A 16,160-nucleotide genomic window follows, 5' to 3' on the forward strand; every position below is an offset into this window, starting at 1 on the left:
CCAATATCGCAATTCAACGCAACCAGTACACCCTTTGTTAGTTCTAGGCCCCAGCGCCGCACCGGGCTTTGCCAAATGTTAGCGGACGACGGTCCAGTTTCGGAACCAGTACGGGGTGACGAGACCAATGACGATATTTTTGCGGATATTGCTCGCTGTGGGCATGGCCTGCGGCGTCCTGGCGCCTGCCGGCCGTGTCGTCGCGGCTGACGCCAAATCCCTCAACATCGTCTTCGTGAACCCCGGCAAGACCGGCGAGGTCTATTGGGACATGGTCGCGCAGACCATGCAGGCCGCGGGCCGCAAGCTTGATGCGCATGTCGAGGTGCTGACCAGCGAGCGCAACTACCGCACCATGCAGGAGCTGGGGTTCGGCGTCGTGGCACGTCCCGACAAGCCCGACTTCCTCATTCTCTCGAACGAGGAATCCGCCGCCGTTCCGATCCTGGAGGCGGCCGAGGCCGCGGGCGTCAAGACACTGCTGCTCTCGAACACGCTGATCGGCGAGGATGCGGCGCGGCTCGGACCGCCGCGCCAGACGCTCAAGACCTGGCTCGGCGACATCACGACCGATCTTCAGACCGCGGGCGCGCGGATGGCGAATGCGCTGATCAGCGCGGCGCGTGCCGAGAAATGGCAGAGCCCGGACGGCAAGATCCACATTCTCGGCATCGGCGGCGACGAGATCACGCCCGCCTCGATCGCGCGCAACGCCGGGCTCCAGCTTGCGGTGGCGGCCGCGCCCGACGTGGTGGTGGACCGGATGCTGTTCGCCAACTGGACGCAGTCGGAGGCCGAGCAGGTCACGGCGAATTATCTGAGCTGGGCCGCGCGCAAGGAGATACGGCCCGCCGGCATCTGGGCCGGAAACGATCCGATGGCGCTCGGCGCGCTTCGCGCGGCGACCGCTGCCGGCCTCATGCCCGGTCGGAATATTCAGGTGGTCGGCCTCAACTGGTCGGAGGATGCACTGCGCGAGATCAGGGCCGGCCGTCTGCTCCTGACCGACGGCGGTCACTTCCTGCTCGGCGGCTGGTCGATCATCCTGCTCCGCGACTACGCCGATGGCTGCGATTTCGCGGCCACATCACCCCGCGTCGAGGCCAAGACATCCGCGATCACCCGCGACAATCTCGCTGCGGTCGGAGACCTCATCAAGACGCGCGCCTTCGATCGGATCGATTTCGCGCGTTTCAGGGCGAGGGCAGGGCGCTGCGGCCAGTACGATTTCTCCGTCGATGCGCTGATTTCTTCGCTGACGCTGCCGGAAGGCACCGCTGACTGATGCGAAACGGTGACGACATGACCGATCCGGATCGCAAGCAGCAGGCGCCGTCGCGCTCGCGCTCGGTGGTCCGCGCGATGATCTGGGCCACCGTGCCGGTGCTGCTGGTGGTGCAGTTGCTCGCCTCCGCTGGCGTCGAGGCATCCAGCTTCTGGTCGCAGATCAGGCAGCTCGACGCGCGCATTGCCCGCACGGCCGAGAGCCGCGCCGAGCTGATCGCCGAGCCGCTCTGGAAGATGCGTTACGACCAGGTCACGAACGTGCTCAACGAGATCATGCACGACGAGACCATCGCGGCGGCGGCCGTCTATGACGACACCGGTGTTGCGATCGCCCGCGTGGTGGCGCGCCCCTCCGGGCAGGCGGTCGCGGAGGTGTCGCGTCCGATCAACTACAGCAACGGCAACATGGCCGTGCAGGCCGGCCGCATCGCGATCGCCTATTCCTACGCGACAGTCTACGCCGACACGGGCAGCCGTCTGATGCGGCTGCTGATCGTTGGCCTGCTCGCAACGCTTGCGACCGTGGTCGCAATGCGGATATCGGCGAACATCTTCATCGGCAAGCCGCTTGACGCAATCATGTCTGCGATCCAGCGCAGCAAGCGGGATGGTCGCGCCTATCCGGCGGACATCACATCGTCGAACGAATTCGGCCAGCTCGCGCACGCCTTCAACGCGATGCAGCACACGACGTCAGGTGCGCTCGACCGGCTCGGGCACATGGCGTCGCACGACCCGCTCACGAGCCTGCCCAATCGGCGCTCGCTGTCCGAGCGCCTGGTGACCTTGAGCGGCGATGCAGGCTCGCCGGATTCCCTGATCGCCTTCTGCTTCATCGATCTGGACGACTTCAAGGGCATCAACGACACTTTCGGTCATGATGCCGGCGACAAGTTCCTGGTCCACATTTCCGGGCGTCTCCGCGAGGCGGTCGAGCCGCAGGATTGGGTGGCGCGGCTCGGCGGCGACGAATTCGTCGTGATCCGCCCCGAAGTCAGCAACGAAGCGACCGCGCAGGCCTTCGCGCGCCATCTGCTGGCCGCGATTTCCGAGCCGATCCGGCTGCACGACAAGCAGGTCGTGCCGCGGGCCAGCATCGGTCTTGCCGTGCGCCGCGCCGGCGATCCCGAGCTATCGCACCTGCCGGCGCTCGCCGACATCGCGCTCTACCATGCCAAGACCAAGGCGCCCGGCACCGTCGCGGTGCTGAACGAGGCGCTCCAGCGCGACTACCGCCGTCGCAGGGAGCTCGAGCTTGCCATTCCCACAGGCTTTGCCGAGGGCCAGTTCGAGGTCTGGTATCAAAGCCAGGTCGACCTCGACAGCCAGGGCGTCGTCGGCCTGGAGGCGCTCATTCGTTGGCGCCACCCTGAATATGGCGTGATCGGTCCCGGCGAATTCCTGTCGCTGATCGAGCGCAGCGGCAACAATGCACGGCTGACGCGCTATGTGCTGACCGATGCCTGCCGCGCGCTGCAACATCTGGCTGCCGCCGGCAGGCCGGATATCCGGATCGCGATCAACCTGCCGCCGTCCGAGCTCGCCGACCATTCGCTTGCCGCCGAGCTGCGCGAGACCTGCCTGCGCTTCGGCGTCGCGGCATCGTCGCTCGAGCTCGAGATCACCGAGGGCTCGCTGATCAACAACATCGCCAGCGCGTCCGAGACGTTGCACCGCCTGCGGCGCCTCGGCGCCACCATCGCGCTCGACGATTTCGGCACGGGCTACAGCTCGCTCGCCCATCTCAGGCGTTTCCCACTCGACAAGGTCAAGATCGACAAGGCCTTCATCAGCGAGATTCCGGACAGCGCGGAAGACAAGGCGATCGTTGGCGTCATCGCCTCGCTCGCCGGCACGCTGGGGCTGACGCTTGTCGCGGAAGGCATCGAGCGGCCCGAGCAAGCTGACGCCATGCGCGAGATGGGTGTGATGCTCGGGCAGGGTTATCACTATCATCGGCCGCAACCGCTCGCGGCCGTGCTGCAATGGCTCGAGGGACAGGCGGCTGGGAGCCGCGTCGTCACCGACAGCCCGTCGATCGCGCCCGAATTTGCCGCCTGAGCGCTGTGCGGCTACGGCTGTGTCGCGTTCCAGAACATCGAGAGCCCGGCTGCGATCATGATCGCGTCCATCAGCAGGCGGAACATCTCGGGCTTCAGATGCAGCACGAAACGCTTTGCGATGAAGGCGCCGGCCATCAATGACGATCCTGCGATCAGACCTTTGATGAACACATCGCTCGTCAGTGCGCCGAAGCGCTCGAAGGTCACGGACTTCGCGAAGTAGAGGCCGAGCGAGGCGGCCGCCTCGGTGGCGAGAAAGGCACCCTTGGACAGGCCGTAGAACAGGAACAGCGGCACGCTGAGCGGCCCGGTCGAGACCACGATGCCGGTGAGATAGCCGATGACGGCGCCGCCGATCGCAAGATGCCAGAGATTGGCCTTGAGGTCGTGCCGCGCCAGCCAGTGCCGGACCGGCACCATTGCGATCAGGAAGATGCCGATGGCAAGATCGACGGTGTGGGAGGGGAGCGCGAGCAGCGTGCGCGCGCCAAGCGCTGCGGCCGGAACACCCGTCACCGAATAGGCCGCGCAGGCCCGCCAGTCGACCTCGCGCCACCAGGCCAGGATCCGCGAGAAATTCGCCATCACGGAGGCGACCGCCATGATCGGCACGGCTTCCTTCGGCCCATAGGCGTAGACCAGCACCGGCATCAGCATGATCGACGAGCCGGTGCCGACGATGCCTGAGATGGTGCCGGCGACGAGGCCGACGGTGAGGACGAAGAGGAAGGCCAAGGGCGGGGCTCCGGGAATCGGACGAATGTAGCCCGTGGCCGGCAACCGTGCCCAGCCGCATCGACATCGCCTCTTGGTTAATCGGCGGTGTCGCAGGAACCGCCAATCCGACCCGCTCGGCGGCCTGGTCCTTAGAATTTGAAGCGTATTGATCGGAGCGCTCGCCTAGATAATTTGAGGTCCGCGATGCCCGATCACCATTCCTTCTCCGCGCTCGACCGGCATGCCGTGCTCAGCGGGTCCGACAATGGTTTTCCCTGGTACGCCGGCGCGATGCTCGCGGTCGAAGCGAGTGAAGTGGTGCGGCTGCGCTGCGAGAAGCTCAGCCAGGGCGATGAGGCCGCCGGGCAGGAGGCCGTGCTGATGGTGAGCGAGAAGATCGCTGCAGCCTTCGAGGCCGCCGCGGGCCTGCTTGCGGGGGCAACGCCGGCCGCCATCGTCCGGCGCTATCGTGAGCATGTGGCCGCGAATGCCAGGCGCCTCTCCGCGAACGAGACTCCGTGAGGGGAATTGCGCTGCTGACAGCATGTTGGCAGCAGGGGCCGGCTACGACCATCTCCTGACAAAACGGAGAGGTGGTCATGCCGATCGAGGCGAGCTGTCATTGCGGTGAAACGGTGTTCGAGGTGACGGAGGCGCCCTCCAGCGTGACGCGCTGCACCTGTTCGCTCTGCGCCAAGCGCGGCGCGCTGTGGGCCTATTACAAGCCGGCGCAGTTTCGTCTGCTGTCGCCGCCGGAAAACGTGACGACCTATCTCTGGGGCAGCCGCACCGTCAAACACCATTTCTGTGCGAGCTGCGGCTGCGGCACCTATTCGGAGTCGCCGGACTGGTCGACCGGCAAGCCTGACTTCGACAACCCCAAGGTCGCGGTGAACGCGCGCCTATTCGACGATTTCGACCTCGACGCGGTACCGGTGAACATGATCGACGGCAGGAATTTGTGGTGAGGATGCCGCCTCCCGTCCTCTTGAGGCTGGCGGAGAAAGCTGATCTGTTTCCGGCCTCGGTGAGAAGAAAAGGCGAGGAAACCCATGATGCGTCTTTTGACGCGAGCGATGCTCGCAATGTGTCTGGGAGTTGTAGTCAGCTTCAACGCGGCGCAGGCGCAGACCAGGCCGAAGGTCACGACGCTCGGACCTGACTTCCCCAAGGCGGCGCTGTTCGTCGGGAACAGCTTCTTCTATTACAACAACGGCATGCCCTGGCATCTCTCCTTCATGGAGCGGGCTGGGGATGCGGCCAACAAGGCGGCGTATCGCAACACCATGGTCACGATCGGCGGCTCCGGCCTCGACTGGCACGACATGGACAATCTGCTGCGGCCGGGCGGCATCGGCGCCTACTCATTCGACGAGCAGAACGTCGTGGTCTTCAACAAGCCCGGCAGGCAGTTCGAAGCGGTTGTGATGATGGATTGCAGTCAGTGCCCGATCCATCCGCAATTGAAAGACGCCTTCGTCGCCTTCGCCAAGAAGGACAGCGAGATCGTCCGCGCCCACGACATGCGGCCGGTGCTGTTCATGTCCTGGGCCTACGCCGACAAGCCGGAGATGACGGAAGGACTCGCCGAAGCCTATACGCTCGCCGGCAATGCCAATGATGCGCTCGTCATTCCCGCGGGTCTTGCGTTTGCGCGCGTCCGCAAGCTTCAGCCCGAGCTCAATCTCTATGCGCCGGACAGGCGGCATCCGAGTCCGGCCGGAACGTATCTGGCGGCCTGCACGACGCTCGCCGCGCTGACAGGTCGCACGCCGGTCGGCAATTCCTACACGATGGGGCTGGATCCGGAGACGGCGCAACTGCTGCAAAAGGCGGCGTGGGACACCGTGCAGGAGTATTACGGGCGCTGATCTAGCGCAGGACGATCCAGGCCGGCGCGTGATCGCTTGCGCCGTCCTCGCCGCGCACCTTCTTGTCGACGCCGGCCTTGGCCAGGCGTGAAATAAGGGCAGGGCTGAGCAGCAGATGATCGAGCCGCAGGCCCGCATCGCGCGGCCAGCGGTTCCGCTTGTAGTCCCAGAATGTGTAGATGCGCTTGTCCGGATGAAGCTCGCGGATCGCGTCGCCCCAGCCTTGCGCAACCAGCGAGGCAAAGGCCGCGCGGCTCTTCGGCTGGATCAGCGCATCCTTGTCCCAGGACCTCGTCGGATAAATGTCGGTCGCCGTCGGCGCCACGTTGTAGTCGCCGGCGAGCACCACGGGCAGGTCCTGCTTGATGAAGGTCTTGGCGTGGCGCTTCAGGCGCGCGAACCAGTCGAGCTTGTAGTCGAATTTCGGCCCCGGCTGGGGGTTGCCGTTGGGCAGGTAGATGCTGGTGACGATGATGCCGCGCACGGCGGCCTCGATGTAGCGCGCTTCGTGGTCGTCGCAGTCGCCGGGCAGGCGGTCGCGGGTGAGAATGGGCTCGGCATCGCGGGCGATGATGGCAACGCCGTTCCAGGTTTTTTGTCCACGCCATACTGCGCCGTAGCCGGCCTTTTCGATGGCTGCCGCCGGAAATTCGCCATCACTTGCCTTCAATTCCTGGAGCGCGACGACATCTGGCTTTGCCGCGCGCATCCATGCCAGCAGATTGGGCAGGCGGCGGTTGATGTTGTTGATGTTGAATGTCGCGATCTTCATGTAGAGCTAGCGGCTCCCGCCTTCCGTCACCGGAGATACAATGTCCAAGTTGAACTTTGCTGCTCTCGTCGTCGTTGCCGCGATCTCCGGAGCGGCTTCGGCACAATCGTCCGATCCACGCGGTGCGTGCAAGGCGGATTACGACAAGTTCTGTGCCGGCATTGCGCCGGGCGGCGGCATCGTCGCCTGCCTCAACGGCAAGCGCGACCAGCTCAGCGCGACCTGCAAGGCGGCGCTGGACAACAGGAAGAAGAAGTAGGCGGCTGACGGCTTAGCTCGGCAGCGGCGGCGGGCTCGCCGGCTGCTCGACCGGCGGCGGAGAGGACGGCTGCTCGGCTGCCGGCTTTGCCAGCGGCTCCACCACATTGCCGCCCTTGTAGACGCGGGCATAGCGGTGGCCGAGGCTGGTCAGCACCTCATAGCCGATCGTGCCGAAATGATGCGCGAGCTCGTCGACGGTGATGCCTTCGCCGATCAGCGTCACCAGGTGGCCGCGCCGTGCCGCGTTCGGCGGCAGATCGGTGATGTCGATCGCGATCAGGTCCATGGAGACGCGGCCTGCCACCGGGCAGCGTTTGCCGGCAACGATCACCTCTGCGCCGCGCGTGCCGTCGTTTGAACTGGCGGCGCGGAAATAGCCGTCGGCATAGCCGACCGCGATGATTGCAAGCTTGGTCGGCCGGCGCGCGGTCCAGGTGCCGCCATAGCCGACGCTCTCGCCGCGCTCGACATTGCGAATCTGCACGATGCGCGCCTTGAGGTCGACCACCGGCTGCATCGGATTATCGGCCTCCGGCGTCGGGTTGACGCCGTAGAGCGCGGCGCCCGGCCGCACCAGGTCGAACTGGAACGGCGCCCCGAGGAAGATTCCGGACGAATTGGCGAGCGCCGCCGGCACGCCGGAGAATTCGCTGGCGATGCCGCGGAAGGAAGCGAGCTGTTTGGCATTGACGGGGCTGTTGAGCTGCTCGGCCGAGACCAGATGGCTCATCACCAGCGTAATGCCGTGGTCGCCGGCATTGATGCGGGGAATGATGGCCTGTGCTTCCGATAACGTCAGCCCCAGCCGGTTCATGCCGGTGTCGATGTGAACAGCGGCGCCTCCGTTCCAGCCGGTGCGGCGGCAGAACACGTCCCATTCGGCGAGCTCGTTGAGATCGCCGATCACCGGACGGCAATTGATCTGGGCGTAGTGCTCGCCGGTGTTCTGGAAATAGCCGCCGAGCACGTAGATGGTCGGCTCCGGTACGGCGGCGCGCACCTTGCGCGCCTCCTCGATGGTGGCGACGAAGAAGGTCTTGCAGCCGGCCTTGTGGAGGGCACGCGCGACCTGCGCGGCGCCGCAGCCATAGGCATCGGCCTTGATCACCGCCGCGCATTCGGCCGGCACCGCCGTCTTCTCGAGCTTGCGCCAGTTGGCAATGATGGCGTCGAGGTCGACGGTGAGCACGCCGCCATAGGCTGCGAGCGCGGCGGCATGGTTGGCCTCCGCTGAGAGAAGGCCGGATTGCGGGTTCATTTTCGGGTCGGACGCCATTGTCATGGCGCCGTTTTACGCAAGAGGCAGGTCTGGTTCAAGGAACTCAGTAGTCGTTGCTGCTGCGAGCCGGCATCTGGCTGTCGGGCGCGAGATCGCCGAACCGCGTGACGGAGGCTTCGAACGCCAGATCGACGGTGCCTGTCGGGCCGTGGCGCTGCTTGCCGATGATGACCTCGGCTTTTCCGTGCGCAAGACTCATGTCAAGCTGCCACTTCTCGTGTTCAGGCGTGCCCGGGCGGGGCTCCTTCATCGCGAGGTAATATTCCTCGCGGTACACGAACAGCACGACGTCGGCGTCCTGCTCGATCGATCCGGATTCACGCAAGTCGGAGAGCTGCGGCCGCTTGTCGTCGCGGGATTCGACCTGGCGTGAGAGCTGGGACAGCGCGATCACGGGGACGTTGAGTTCCTTCGCCAGCGCCTTGAGGCTGGTCGTGATCTCCGTGATTTCCTGCACGCGGCTGTCGCTGGCGCGCTTGCCGGACCCCGAGAGCAGCTGGATGTAGTCGATCACGAGGAGATCGAGGCCCTTCTGACGCTTCAGGCGGCGCGCGCGCGCCATCAGCTGCGCGATCGACAGGCCGCCGGTCGCGTCGACATAGAAAGGCAGCGATTGCAGCTCGATCGAGACCTCCCGGATCTTCTCGAAATCGGCTTCCGAGATGCCGCCGCGGCGGATGTGGGAGGAGGGAACGCCGGTGCGCTCGGCCACGATACGCGTGGCGAGCTGGTCGGCCGACATTTCGCAGGAGAAGAAGCCGATTACGCCGCCATTGGCGGCCTTCGTGGTGCCGTCGGCCTGGAGTTCCGGAACGTAGGCGCGTGCAACATTGTAGGCGATGTTGGTCGCCAGTGACGTCTTGCCCATGCCGGGACGTCCCGCGACGATGATGAGATCGGAGTGCTGCAGGCCGCCCATCTTGGTGTCGAGGTCGCGCATACCCGTCGAGATGCCCGACAGCTTTCCGTCGCGCTGGAACGCCTTTGCCGCGAGATCGACCGCGACCGCCAACGCCTGCGAGAATTTCTGGAAGCCGCCGTCATAGCGGCCGGACTCGGCGAGTTCGTACAGCTTTCGCTCGGCGTCCTCGATCTGCGCGCGCGGCTGGAAATCGACCGGAGCGTCATAGGCGACATTGACCATGTCCTCGCCGATGCCGATCAGGTCGCGCCTGAGCGACAGGTCGTAGACGGTGCGGCCGTAGTCCTGGGCGTTGATGATGGTGGTCGCTTCGGCAGCGAGGCGCGCCAGATATTGCCCGATGGTCATGCCCCCGACGTCGGTATCGGCGGGCAGGAACGTCTTCAGCGTGACGGGCGTGGCGATCTTGCCCATCCGGATCAGGCTGCCGGCGGTGTCGAAGATGGTCTGGTGCAGCGGCTCGAAGAAATGCTTCGCCTCCAGGAAGTCGGAGACGCGGTAGAAGGCATCGTTGTTGACCAGGATGGCGCCCAGAAGGCTCTGTTCCGCCTCGATATTGTGCGGCGCGCTCCGATAGGTCGGAGTTCCTGCGTCAGGCGCGAGTTTGAGAACGTTCGAATCAGTCAGGGCCATGGTTGGTCGTGCTTAGCAATTTTCTTGGGCGGATGCGGGGCCGGGATAAAGCGCCGCCTGCGCCCAAAGCGGAAGCAAAAGCTGACCGCTATCAACCGCTCAGTTAAAATGGTGGATGATTAGCAGCCGCAGCATGCGCCGCGCTTGACGGATTTTTGCGGAACTCACCCCGGCCTGGAAGCGGCCGCGACTGTGCCGCGGAAAAATACTGAAACAGTGAACCTAATGGATTGGGGTGCAGACGTATGAAGAGCGCGCGAAATGACGCGCGCTGGCCGCTTTCGGCTCGGGTTCAGACCAGCAGGAGGTAGACCAGTGCAACCAGGGCCGCCCCGACGCCGGTAGCGATCAGGGCGTAATCGGTGCGGAGGTCGTCCTGCACGTCGAATGAGGTTTGGGTCTCTTTGCTCATGGCGACGGTCTAAGCCAGGCCCGACCAGACTTATGTGAAGCAGATCACATCTCCCCGGATTCTTTCGGGGGTAGAGCCGGAACGGACGGGCGGAAAGGGGATTGTCCTCGGTAACCCGCCATCAGGGAGATGAGGCAGGCGATGCGGCCAGAACGGCAGCACCAGATCTGGCGAAGCGAGGCAGGCAGCCGGCTCTGGCTGTCCGGGCTGATCGCGGCCATGCAGCATGCCGAGCGCCCCGAAGTCCGCCGCCAGCCGGTCGCGCCCGAGATCCTGGCGGAACTGCGGGCGCAGTTGGCGTTAACGGCGTCTTTCCGCTCTTCTCCGATTTCAACCTCGCGCCACTAGCCTCTATTCACCGGCCAGCTTCAGCCGTGGCTTGGCGCCGCCCTCGATGGCCCGGAGGCGGGCTTCTTCGTGCGCGACGTAGTCACGGGTGATTGGCACCACGCCCTGACGCTTGGTGAGCTGGATCTGGAAGTTCATCATGTGCTGCTTGCGGAACGTCATCTCGCTGGCCGCCAGATAAAATTCCCACATCAGGGCGAAGCGCTCGTCGTAAAGCTGCACGGCCTCCTCGCGCCGCGCCATGAAGCGCTCCCGCCAGGCCTTCAGCGTCTCGGCGTAATGCAGCCGCAGGATCTCGATGTCGCAGACCAGGAGGCCAGCACGCTCGATCGCCGGCAGCACTTCGGACAGAGCGGGGATGTAACCGCCCGGGAAGATGTACTTGGCGATCCAGGGATTGGTCGAATCCGGGCCCTGCGAACGGCCGATCGAGTGCAGCATCATGACGCCGTCCTCGTTCAGGAGTTCGGCGCAGCGCTGGAAGTAGGCGTCGTAGAACCTGACGCCGACATGCTCCAACATGCCGACCGAGACGATCCGGTCGAACGGCCCGTCAATGTCGCGATAGTCCTGGAGCAGGAATTTGGCCGATCGGGTCAGGCCCTTTTCGGCCGCGCGCGCATTGGCGAGCTGCAACTGCTCTGACGACAGCGTGATGCCGGTGACGTCGGCGCCTGCGGTCTCGGCGAGATAGAGCCCGAGGCCGCCCCAGCCCGAGCCGATGTCGAGCACGCGCTCGCCGCCCTTGACGCGAAGCTTTGCGGCGATGTGGCGCTTCTTGGCGAGCTGCGCGTCGTCGAGGGTGCTCTCCGGCGTCTCGAAATAGGCGCAGCTATATTGCTTGTCGGCGTCGAGGAAGAGGGAATAGAGCCGGGCGTCGAGATCGTAGTGATGCGCGACATTGCGACGCGAGCGCGCGCGCGGATTGAACTGCTTCAGATGCCGCGTCAGATAGCGCAGGTGCCACCAGGGTTTTGCCCACTGCGGCAACAGGTCGGGTTGATCGAGCAGGATCGCGAGGGCATCAGCTATGGTGCCGCGCTCGACGACGAACTCGCCGTCCATATAGGCCTCGCCAAGCCCGAGCTCGGGATTGATGAGGATCTTTCGTTCCGCGTCCGCAGTCACGAAACGGACTGCGATCGGTTCGCCTGAGCCGTCGCCGACGGTGAACTTCGACCCCTTCGCCGTGGTCACCGTCATCGACCCGCGGCGAATGAATTGAGACAGGAATTGACGCAACAAACGGTCCATCGACACCTTCCTCTCGAGCGAACCCGAAGAGATGCGACCAACCCGGCTTTCACATCAGACGCTCAGGTCCCGCTCAGGTTCCTATGCGTTTGCATCTAAATCTAGGGAGGGTATTCCGCTCCCGCTATTGCGCTGTATTCAAAGCCGATATTCCAAAAGCGCTTAATCACATCCTTGCGCGCGGACCCTGCTTCCATTCGCGGCTCAATCCGGTAAAAGGTGACCGCCGCCGCGCCGGGATGCCGGCTGCATTCGCGGAAATTCAATGGAGATGATGGGAATGTCGAGCCGAGCGCTCAGCCTCGCGACGGTAGTGCTTCTGATCGGCTTCGGTGCGACCGATGCCGTTCTGGCGCAGGCGACGAACCTCGAGGCCGGCAAGGCCCCATCCCAGCTCTTCGCGCAGACCTGCAGTGCCTGCCACAAGAGCCCGAGGGGGCTGCTGAAGACAGTCGCGCCGGGTTCGCTCCCGGGTTTCCTGCGTCAGCACTACACGACCAGCTCCGACATGGCCGGCGTGCTGGCCTCCTACCTCGTTTCGAACGGCGCCACCGACACCCGCTACCAGGCCAAGGACGGCAAGGACAAGAAGGACGGCGCCAAGGACAAGGAGGCGAGCACCAATCCTGCGCAGTCGCCCGAGCATCAGGGCCGTCGCCAGCGCTCCCAGGAGGCCGCCAAGCCGGAAGGCGAAACCGCCGCTCCAGCCGCCGAGGGCACGCGCCAGAAGCGCGCGGCGCGGCCGAGCGAGGAGGGGGTAAAGGAAGGCGCGAAGCCCGAGGGGCAAGCCACGCCGGAGGGCCGCAAGGCCAAGCGTCTCAGCAAGCGCGGCAAGCCCGAGACCGAAGAGGCGCCGAAGGTCGATGCCGCCGCGCCGGCCGCTGACGACAAGAAGAGCGAGCCCAAGCCCGACACCGCCAAGGTCGAGCCTGGTCGCGACGAAGCCAAGCCCGACAGCGCCAAGGCATCGGAGAAACCCGCCGAGCCGAAGCCGGAGAGCGCCAGGGTCGAGCCGCGCGGCAGCGAGGCTCCGGCGCTGCGGCCCGATCCTGTGCCGCAGGTGACGCCGGCCCCGCCGGCGGCCGCCACGAAGCCCGCCGAGCCGGCCGCGCCCAAGGCGGCGGAAGAGGCGGCTCCCAAGCCTGCCGCGCCTGCCGCAAGCTCCGAGCCGGCGGCCAAGCCGCAGGAGCCGGCGCCGCCCACGACCGCTGCGGCCCCGCTGCCGGCGGAGTCATCCGGACCGCCGGCGCCGCCGATTTCGCGCTAAAGCCAACCCGCATTCTCAGATCAAGTTGCGAAGGTCGCGCTCGTCGCGGCCTTCGCATCGTCTTGACCGCGATTGGAGTAGTGCTCTAGAGTGATACTCTAGGAGGCGCGGTGACGACGAGCGTGCGTGACGACCTGTTGGCGGCGGGGCTGTTCGTGTTCGACCGCGTCGGCTTCGAAGCTGCGACGGTGGCTGCGATCCGCGCCAAGGCGCGCGCCTCCAACGGCAGCTTCTTTCATGCCTTCGGGTCGAAGAAGGAGCTGGCCGGCGCGCTGTTCCTGGAGGTGCTGCGGCATTATCACGCCGCGGTGCTGGCCGCGCTCGATCCCGTGCCCGACGCCGAACAGGGCATCGATCGCCTGATCCGGGCGCATCTCGACTGGGTCGTCTCGAGCCGGCGCGAGGCCCGCTATCTCTTCGAGATCTCGCGCAGCGAATGGGGCGAGGACGTCCGCGACGCCCAGCGCGCACAGAATGCGCGCCTTGCCGAAGGCATCGAACGCTGGCGCGCGCCTCTGGTTGCCGGCGGCGAGCTCCTGCCGATGACGCCGGTGACGTTCATCAGCCAGCTCATCGGCCCGGCGCAGATCTTCTGCCGCGCCTTCCTGTCGGGTCGCGATCGTGCCGATCCGCGGAGCGAAGCCGACACGCTGGTCGCCTGCGCCATCCGCGCGCTGCGGCCGCCCGATCGCATCAACAAACAATAAGGGAGAGATGTCATGCGAGCCGAAGCGGATCCGGAATTTGCGGCCGTCGCCGAGCGCATCCACGCCAATGTCGGCCGCCAGGGCTTTATGAACCTCGTCGGCGCCGAGCTCTCGGAATTGTCGCGCGGCACCTGCACGATCGCGGTGGAGCGCCGGCCGGAGCTGCTCCAGCAGCACGGCTTTTTCCACGGCGGCGTCACCGCCTTTTTGGTCGACAACGCCACGACGATCGCGGCCGCCACTTCGCGCGGCCAGGCGGCGCTGACGGCGGAATACAAGCTCAATTTGTTGTCGCCCGCTGTCGGCGAGAAGCTGATCTGCCGGGCAAGGGTGATCAAGCCAGGACGCCAGGTCTCGGTGGTCGCGGCCGACGTGTTCTGTGTCAGCGACGGAGTCGAGAAGCACACGGCAACGGCGCTCGCTTCGATCGCGATGCTGAGCGAGGACGTCACCGCCAAAACGAAAAGCCCGGCCGCTTGAAGCGACCGGGCTTTTGATTTGTCTTCGTCATTCCGGGACAGCGCATCGGCGCTGGACCCGGAATCTCGAGATTCCGGGTCTGGTCCTTCGGACCATCCCGGAATGACGACGTTGGAGTTACTTCTCGGTCTCTTCCGCAGCCGGGGCCGGCTCGACGTCGTCGTGCTGGGCTTCCGGATCGAAGAACTCGCCGGCGGCGGCGATCGCCTCGGCGGCCGCATCGCGGTCCTCGTTGCGGGTCGAGATGTCCTCGCCGCGGTTGATGCGCTCGGCCTCGTCCTGGCTGCGCGCAACCGTGACGGTGATCTCGACCTCGACCTCGGGGTGAACGGCGACGGTGATGGTGTGCTTGCCGATGGTCTTGATCGGTGCGTCGAGCTGGATCTGCGGGCGAGCGAGCGAGATGCCGTCGGCTTCGAACGCGACGACGATGTCACGCACGTTGACCGAGCCGAACAGCTGGCCGGCTTCCGAGGCCTGGCGGATCACGATGATGTTCTTGCCCTGGATCTTCTCGGCGACCTTGGACGCCTCGGCCTTGGACGCGAGGTTGCGGGCCTCGAGGTCGGCCTTCATGCCGTCGTACTTGGCGCGGTTGTCGGCGGTGGCGCGCAGCGCCTTGCCGCGCTTGAGCAGGAAATTACGGGCGTAGCCGTCGCGAACCTTCACGACTTCGCCCATCTGGCCGAGCTTGTTCACGCGTTCCAGCAAAATGACTTCCATATTCGTTCTCCTTTGAAGTGCTCTGTGAGTTCTGGGTTTCAGGGGTGGACTTAAGGGGTCGGGAGCGGCGGCGGCTGGCGGCTGCGCAGGAAGCGCTCGCGGAAGCCGAACACGGCGTCCGCAAGGCCCAGGATCACCATCGCGATGACAGGCCATCCGAACACGACGACGACGGCGTAGGTCGAGCCGAGCCAGAACGTGCGGCTCTTCAGCGCGAGCGTCAGCGTATGCAGCACGGCAAAGCCGGTCAGCGCATAGCCCATCATCAGCGCCGCCGTGGTGATCTGCGCGACGATCGCCAGCAGCCCGCCGGTGAAGCAGAAAGCGAGCGCGATGCAGAGCGCCACGAGCGTCATCGGCGGCAGCTCGGCCGTCATCAGATCCGGCCAGGGGCGGCGCAGCCGGCCCGACGTCGCCGTCACCCTGGCGCTGAGCCAGAGGTTGAGGGTCAGCGTCATCATTGCGACGATGGTGGCGGCGGCCGGCGCGATGCGCACCAGTGCGTCGACGAACTGGTCGGCTTCGCCGGTGGCTTGCGGATCGGTGGCGCGGAGAATGCGCATCAGGCCGCGCCGCAGCGTGCCGATGATGGTGTCGGCGTCGGTGCCGAGCGTGAGCAGGGCGGCGATCGTGGTCAGCGCGGCGAAGCCCGCGATCCACAGCAGGATGCGGCCGACCGGGTACCATTCGAGCCCAGGCTCGGCCGCGGCGTCCGGCGTGACAGGTCCAACCTGCCGGCTGAGCAGGACGAGATGGCCGAGCCACCAGGCCGGCAGCGCGACGGTGACGGCGAACGCGATGCAGTAGGGCAGGCCGAACAGGGCGCCGAGGCCGATCGCAGCGGCGATGCCGCCAAGGCTCGCGCAAAGCGGTCCCCAGCCGATCGCGGCGACCATCAGCGGCAGTGGTGCGAGATAGAACAGGACGAGCGAGATCAGCGCGCCCGAAACGATCGAGGCGAACATCAGGGCCGACGCAGCGCCGGCGATCAGGGCTATCAGTCCAAAGGCCATCATCAGCTGTCCCGCTCCTTCCGAGCGGTTAGATACCACTAACGAAATTTCGCTGTGATACCAACTAGTTAGTTGTTTTTCCGTACCAGTTTCGCACCATTTTCCTGTCTAACCAGAAGGTTAGAGGCTTGTGGATTTCCCCACACAAATC

17 protein-coding genes are annotated in these 16,160 nt (G+C 65.4%); 10 read left to right on the forward strand and 7 right to left on the reverse strand.

Annotated elements, in window-relative coordinates; all coding sequences use genetic code 11:
- Positions 1-127: 127 nt before the first annotated feature.
- Positions 128-1,285, forward strand: coding sequence for an ABC transporter substrate-binding protein (locus tag AAFG50_RS19195; RefSeq protein WP_039184372.1), 1,158 nt, complete (start codon positions 128-130; stop codon positions 1,283-1,285).
- Complete coding sequence (locus AAFG50_RS19200; protein WP_028171066.1) at positions 1,285-3,348, forward strand: EAL domain-containing protein; 2,064 nt, start codon at positions 1,285-1,287, stop codon at positions 3,346-3,348. The genes AAFG50_RS19195 and AAFG50_RS19200 overlap by 1 nt, the downstream gene beginning before the upstream one ends.
- A gap of 11 nt (positions 3,349-3,359) precedes the next feature.
- Here the strand turns inward: AAFG50_RS19200 and AAFG50_RS19205 are convergent, their stop codons facing one another.
- Entirely contained in the window at positions 3,360-4,085 is a 726-nt protein-coding gene (locus AAFG50_RS19205; protein ID WP_028171067.1) for a sulfite exporter TauE/SafE family protein, read from the reverse strand.
- 186 nt (positions 4,086-4,271) lie between these two features.
- On the opposite strand from AAFG50_RS19205, the gene AAFG50_RS19210 reads away from it, so the two are divergent.
- The 3 genes from AAFG50_RS19210 to AAFG50_RS19220 all read left to right on the forward strand — a co-directional run bounded on the left by AAFG50_RS19210 (position 4,272) and on the right by AAFG50_RS19220 (position 5,938).
- The gene (locus AAFG50_RS19210) at positions 4,272-4,589 is read left to right on the forward strand and encodes a hypothetical protein (protein ID WP_028171068.1); all 318 of its coding nucleotides are present in this window, start codon (positions 4,272-4,274) and stop codon (positions 4,587-4,589) included.
- A gap of 77 nt (positions 4,590-4,666) precedes the next feature.
- Positions 4,667-5,035, forward strand: coding sequence for a GFA family protein (locus tag AAFG50_RS19215; protein WP_028171069.1), 369 nt, complete (start codon positions 4,667-4,669; stop codon positions 5,033-5,035).
- An 84-nt stretch (positions 5,036-5,119) separates the two neighbouring features.
- The gene (locus tag AAFG50_RS19220; protein WP_028171070.1) at positions 5,120-5,938 is read left to right on the forward strand and encodes a hypothetical protein; all 819 of its coding nucleotides are present in this window, start codon (positions 5,120-5,122) and stop codon (positions 5,936-5,938) included.
- A 1-nt stretch (position 5,939) separates the two neighbouring features.
- On the opposite strand, the gene AAFG50_RS19225 is transcribed toward AAFG50_RS19220, so the two are convergent.
- The gene (locus tag AAFG50_RS19225) at positions 5,940-6,710 is read right to left on the reverse strand and encodes an exodeoxyribonuclease III (RefSeq protein WP_028171071.1); all 771 of its coding nucleotides are present in this window, start codon (positions 6,708-6,710) and stop codon (positions 5,940-5,942) included.
- A gap of 40 nt (positions 6,711-6,750) precedes the next feature.
- Between AAFG50_RS19225 and AAFG50_RS19230 the strand changes: the two genes are divergently transcribed.
- Complete coding sequence (locus AAFG50_RS19230; protein WP_028171072.1) at positions 6,751-6,969, forward strand: hypothetical protein; 219 nt, start codon at positions 6,751-6,753, stop codon at positions 6,967-6,969.
- Positions 6,970-6,981: 12 nt separating this feature from the next.
- Here AAFG50_RS19230 and alr read toward each other — a convergent pair whose 3' ends face one another.
- Together alr and AAFG50_RS19240 are read right to left on the reverse strand one after the other, a co-directional pair.
- Positions 6,982-8,247 (reverse strand): alanine racemase, encoded by a 1,266-nt coding sequence (gene alr / locus AAFG50_RS19235; protein ID WP_028171073.1) that lies wholly within the window; start codon positions 8,245-8,247, stop codon positions 6,982-6,984.
- A 46-nt stretch (positions 8,248-8,293) separates the two neighbouring features.
- Entirely contained in the window at positions 8,294-9,805 is a 1,512-nt protein-coding gene (locus AAFG50_RS19240) for a replicative DNA helicase (RefSeq protein ID WP_028171074.1), read from the reverse strand.
- A 553-nt stretch (positions 9,806-10,358) separates the two neighbouring features.
- On the opposite strand from AAFG50_RS19240, the gene AAFG50_RS19245 reads away from it, so the two are divergent.
- Positions 10,359-10,565 (forward strand): hypothetical protein, encoded by a 207-nt coding sequence (locus AAFG50_RS19245; protein ID WP_028171075.1) that lies wholly within the window; start codon positions 10,359-10,361, stop codon positions 10,563-10,565.
- Positions 10,566-10,568: 3 nt separating this feature from the next.
- Here the strand turns inward: AAFG50_RS19245 and AAFG50_RS19250 are convergent, their stop codons facing one another.
- Complete coding sequence (locus tag AAFG50_RS19250; RefSeq protein ID WP_028171076.1) at positions 10,569-11,819, reverse strand: cyclopropane-fatty-acyl-phospholipid synthase family protein; 1,251 nt, start codon at positions 11,817-11,819, stop codon at positions 10,569-10,571.
- 280 nt (positions 11,820-12,099) lie between these two features.
- Between AAFG50_RS19250 and AAFG50_RS19255 the strand changes: the two genes are divergently transcribed.
- The 3 genes from AAFG50_RS19255 (at position 12,100) to AAFG50_RS19265 (ending at position 14,273) form a co-directional block, all read left to right on the forward strand.
- Entirely contained in the window at positions 12,100-13,086 is a 987-nt protein-coding gene (locus AAFG50_RS19255; RefSeq protein ID WP_028171077.1) for a hypothetical protein, read from the forward strand.
- Between the two features lie 110 nt (positions 13,087-13,196).
- Positions 13,197-13,793 carry a TetR/AcrR family transcriptional regulator gene (locus AAFG50_RS19260; RefSeq protein WP_011086850.1) on the forward strand — a complete coding sequence of 199 codons (597 nt, stop codon included), beginning with the start codon at positions 13,197-13,199 and terminating at the stop codon, positions 13,791-13,793.
- Positions 13,794-13,805: 12 nt separating this feature from the next.
- Positions 13,806-14,273, forward strand: coding sequence for a PaaI family thioesterase (locus AAFG50_RS19265; RefSeq protein WP_028171078.1), 468 nt, complete (start codon positions 13,806-13,808; stop codon positions 14,271-14,273).
- Between the two features lie 117 nt (positions 14,274-14,390).
- On the opposite strand, the gene rplI is transcribed toward AAFG50_RS19265, so the two are convergent.
- Together rplI and AAFG50_RS19275 are read right to left on the reverse strand one after the other, a co-directional pair.
- Positions 14,391-14,996 (reverse strand): 50S ribosomal protein L9, encoded by a 606-nt coding sequence (gene rplI / locus AAFG50_RS19270; RefSeq protein ID WP_011086852.1) that lies wholly within the window; start codon positions 14,994-14,996, stop codon positions 14,391-14,393.
- 50 nt (positions 14,997-15,046) lie between these two features.
- Positions 15,047-16,012, reverse strand: a complete 966-nt coding sequence (locus AAFG50_RS19275) for a DUF2232 domain-containing protein (protein WP_028171079.1) — start codon at positions 16,010-16,012, stop codon at positions 15,047-15,049.
- Positions 16,013-16,160 lie beyond the last annotated feature (148 nt).

Origin of the sequence: Bradyrhizobium sp. B039 (genome assembly GCF_038965675.1) — a bacterium.
Taxonomy (GTDB): Bacteria; Pseudomonadota; Alphaproteobacteria; order Rhizobiales; family Xanthobacteraceae; genus Bradyrhizobium; species Bradyrhizobium diazoefficiens.

Coding starts and splice junctions, on each gene's coding strand:
- AAFG50_RS19195 (WP_039184372.1), top strand. CDS start 128: ATGACGATATTTTTGCGGATATTGCTCGCTGTGGGCATGGCCTGCGGC.
- AAFG50_RS19200 (WP_028171066.1), top strand. CDS start 1,285: ATGCGAAACGGTGACGACATGACCGATCCGGATCGCAAGCAGCAGGCG.
- AAFG50_RS19210 (WP_028171068.1), top strand. CDS start 4,272: ATGCCCGATCACCATTCCTTCTCCGCGCTCGACCGGCATGCCGTGCTC.
- AAFG50_RS19215 (WP_028171069.1), top strand. CDS start 4,667: ATGCCGATCGAGGCGAGCTGTCATTGCGGTGAAACGGTGTTCGAGGTG.
- AAFG50_RS19220 (WP_028171070.1), top strand. CDS start 5,120: ATGATGCGTCTTTTGACGCGAGCGATGCTCGCAATGTGTCTGGGAGTT.
- AAFG50_RS19225 (WP_028171071.1), bottom strand. CDS start 6,710: ATGAAGATCGCGACATTCAACATCAACAACATCAACCGCCGCCTGCCC.
- AAFG50_RS19230 (WP_028171072.1), top strand. CDS start 6,751: ATGTCCAAGTTGAACTTTGCTGCTCTCGTCGTCGTTGCCGCGATCTCC.
- alr (WP_028171073.1), bottom strand. CDS start 8,247: ATGGCGTCCGACCCGAAAATGAACCCGCAATCCGGCCTTCTCTCAGCG.
- AAFG50_RS19240 (WP_028171074.1), bottom strand. CDS start 9,805: ATGGCCCTGACTGATTCGAACGTTCTCAAACTCGCGCCTGACGCAGGA.
- AAFG50_RS19245 (WP_028171075.1), top strand. CDS start 10,359: ATGCGGCCAGAACGGCAGCACCAGATCTGGCGAAGCGAGGCAGGCAGC.
- AAFG50_RS19250 (WP_028171076.1), bottom strand. CDS start 11,819: ATGGACCGTTTGTTGCGTCAATTCCTGTCTCAATTCATTCGCCGCGGG.
- AAFG50_RS19255 (WP_028171077.1), top strand. CDS start 12,100: ATGTCGAGCCGAGCGCTCAGCCTCGCGACGGTAGTGCTTCTGATCGGC.
- AAFG50_RS19265 (WP_028171078.1), top strand. CDS start 13,806: ATGCGAGCCGAAGCGGATCCGGAATTTGCGGCCGTCGCCGAGCGCATC.
- rplI (WP_011086852.1), bottom strand. CDS start 14,996: ATGGAAGTCATTTTGCTGGAACGCGTGAACAAGCTCGGCCAGATGGGC.
- AAFG50_RS19275 (WP_028171079.1), bottom strand. CDS start 16,012: ATGATGGCCTTTGGACTGATAGCCCTGATCGCCGGCGCTGCGTCGGCC.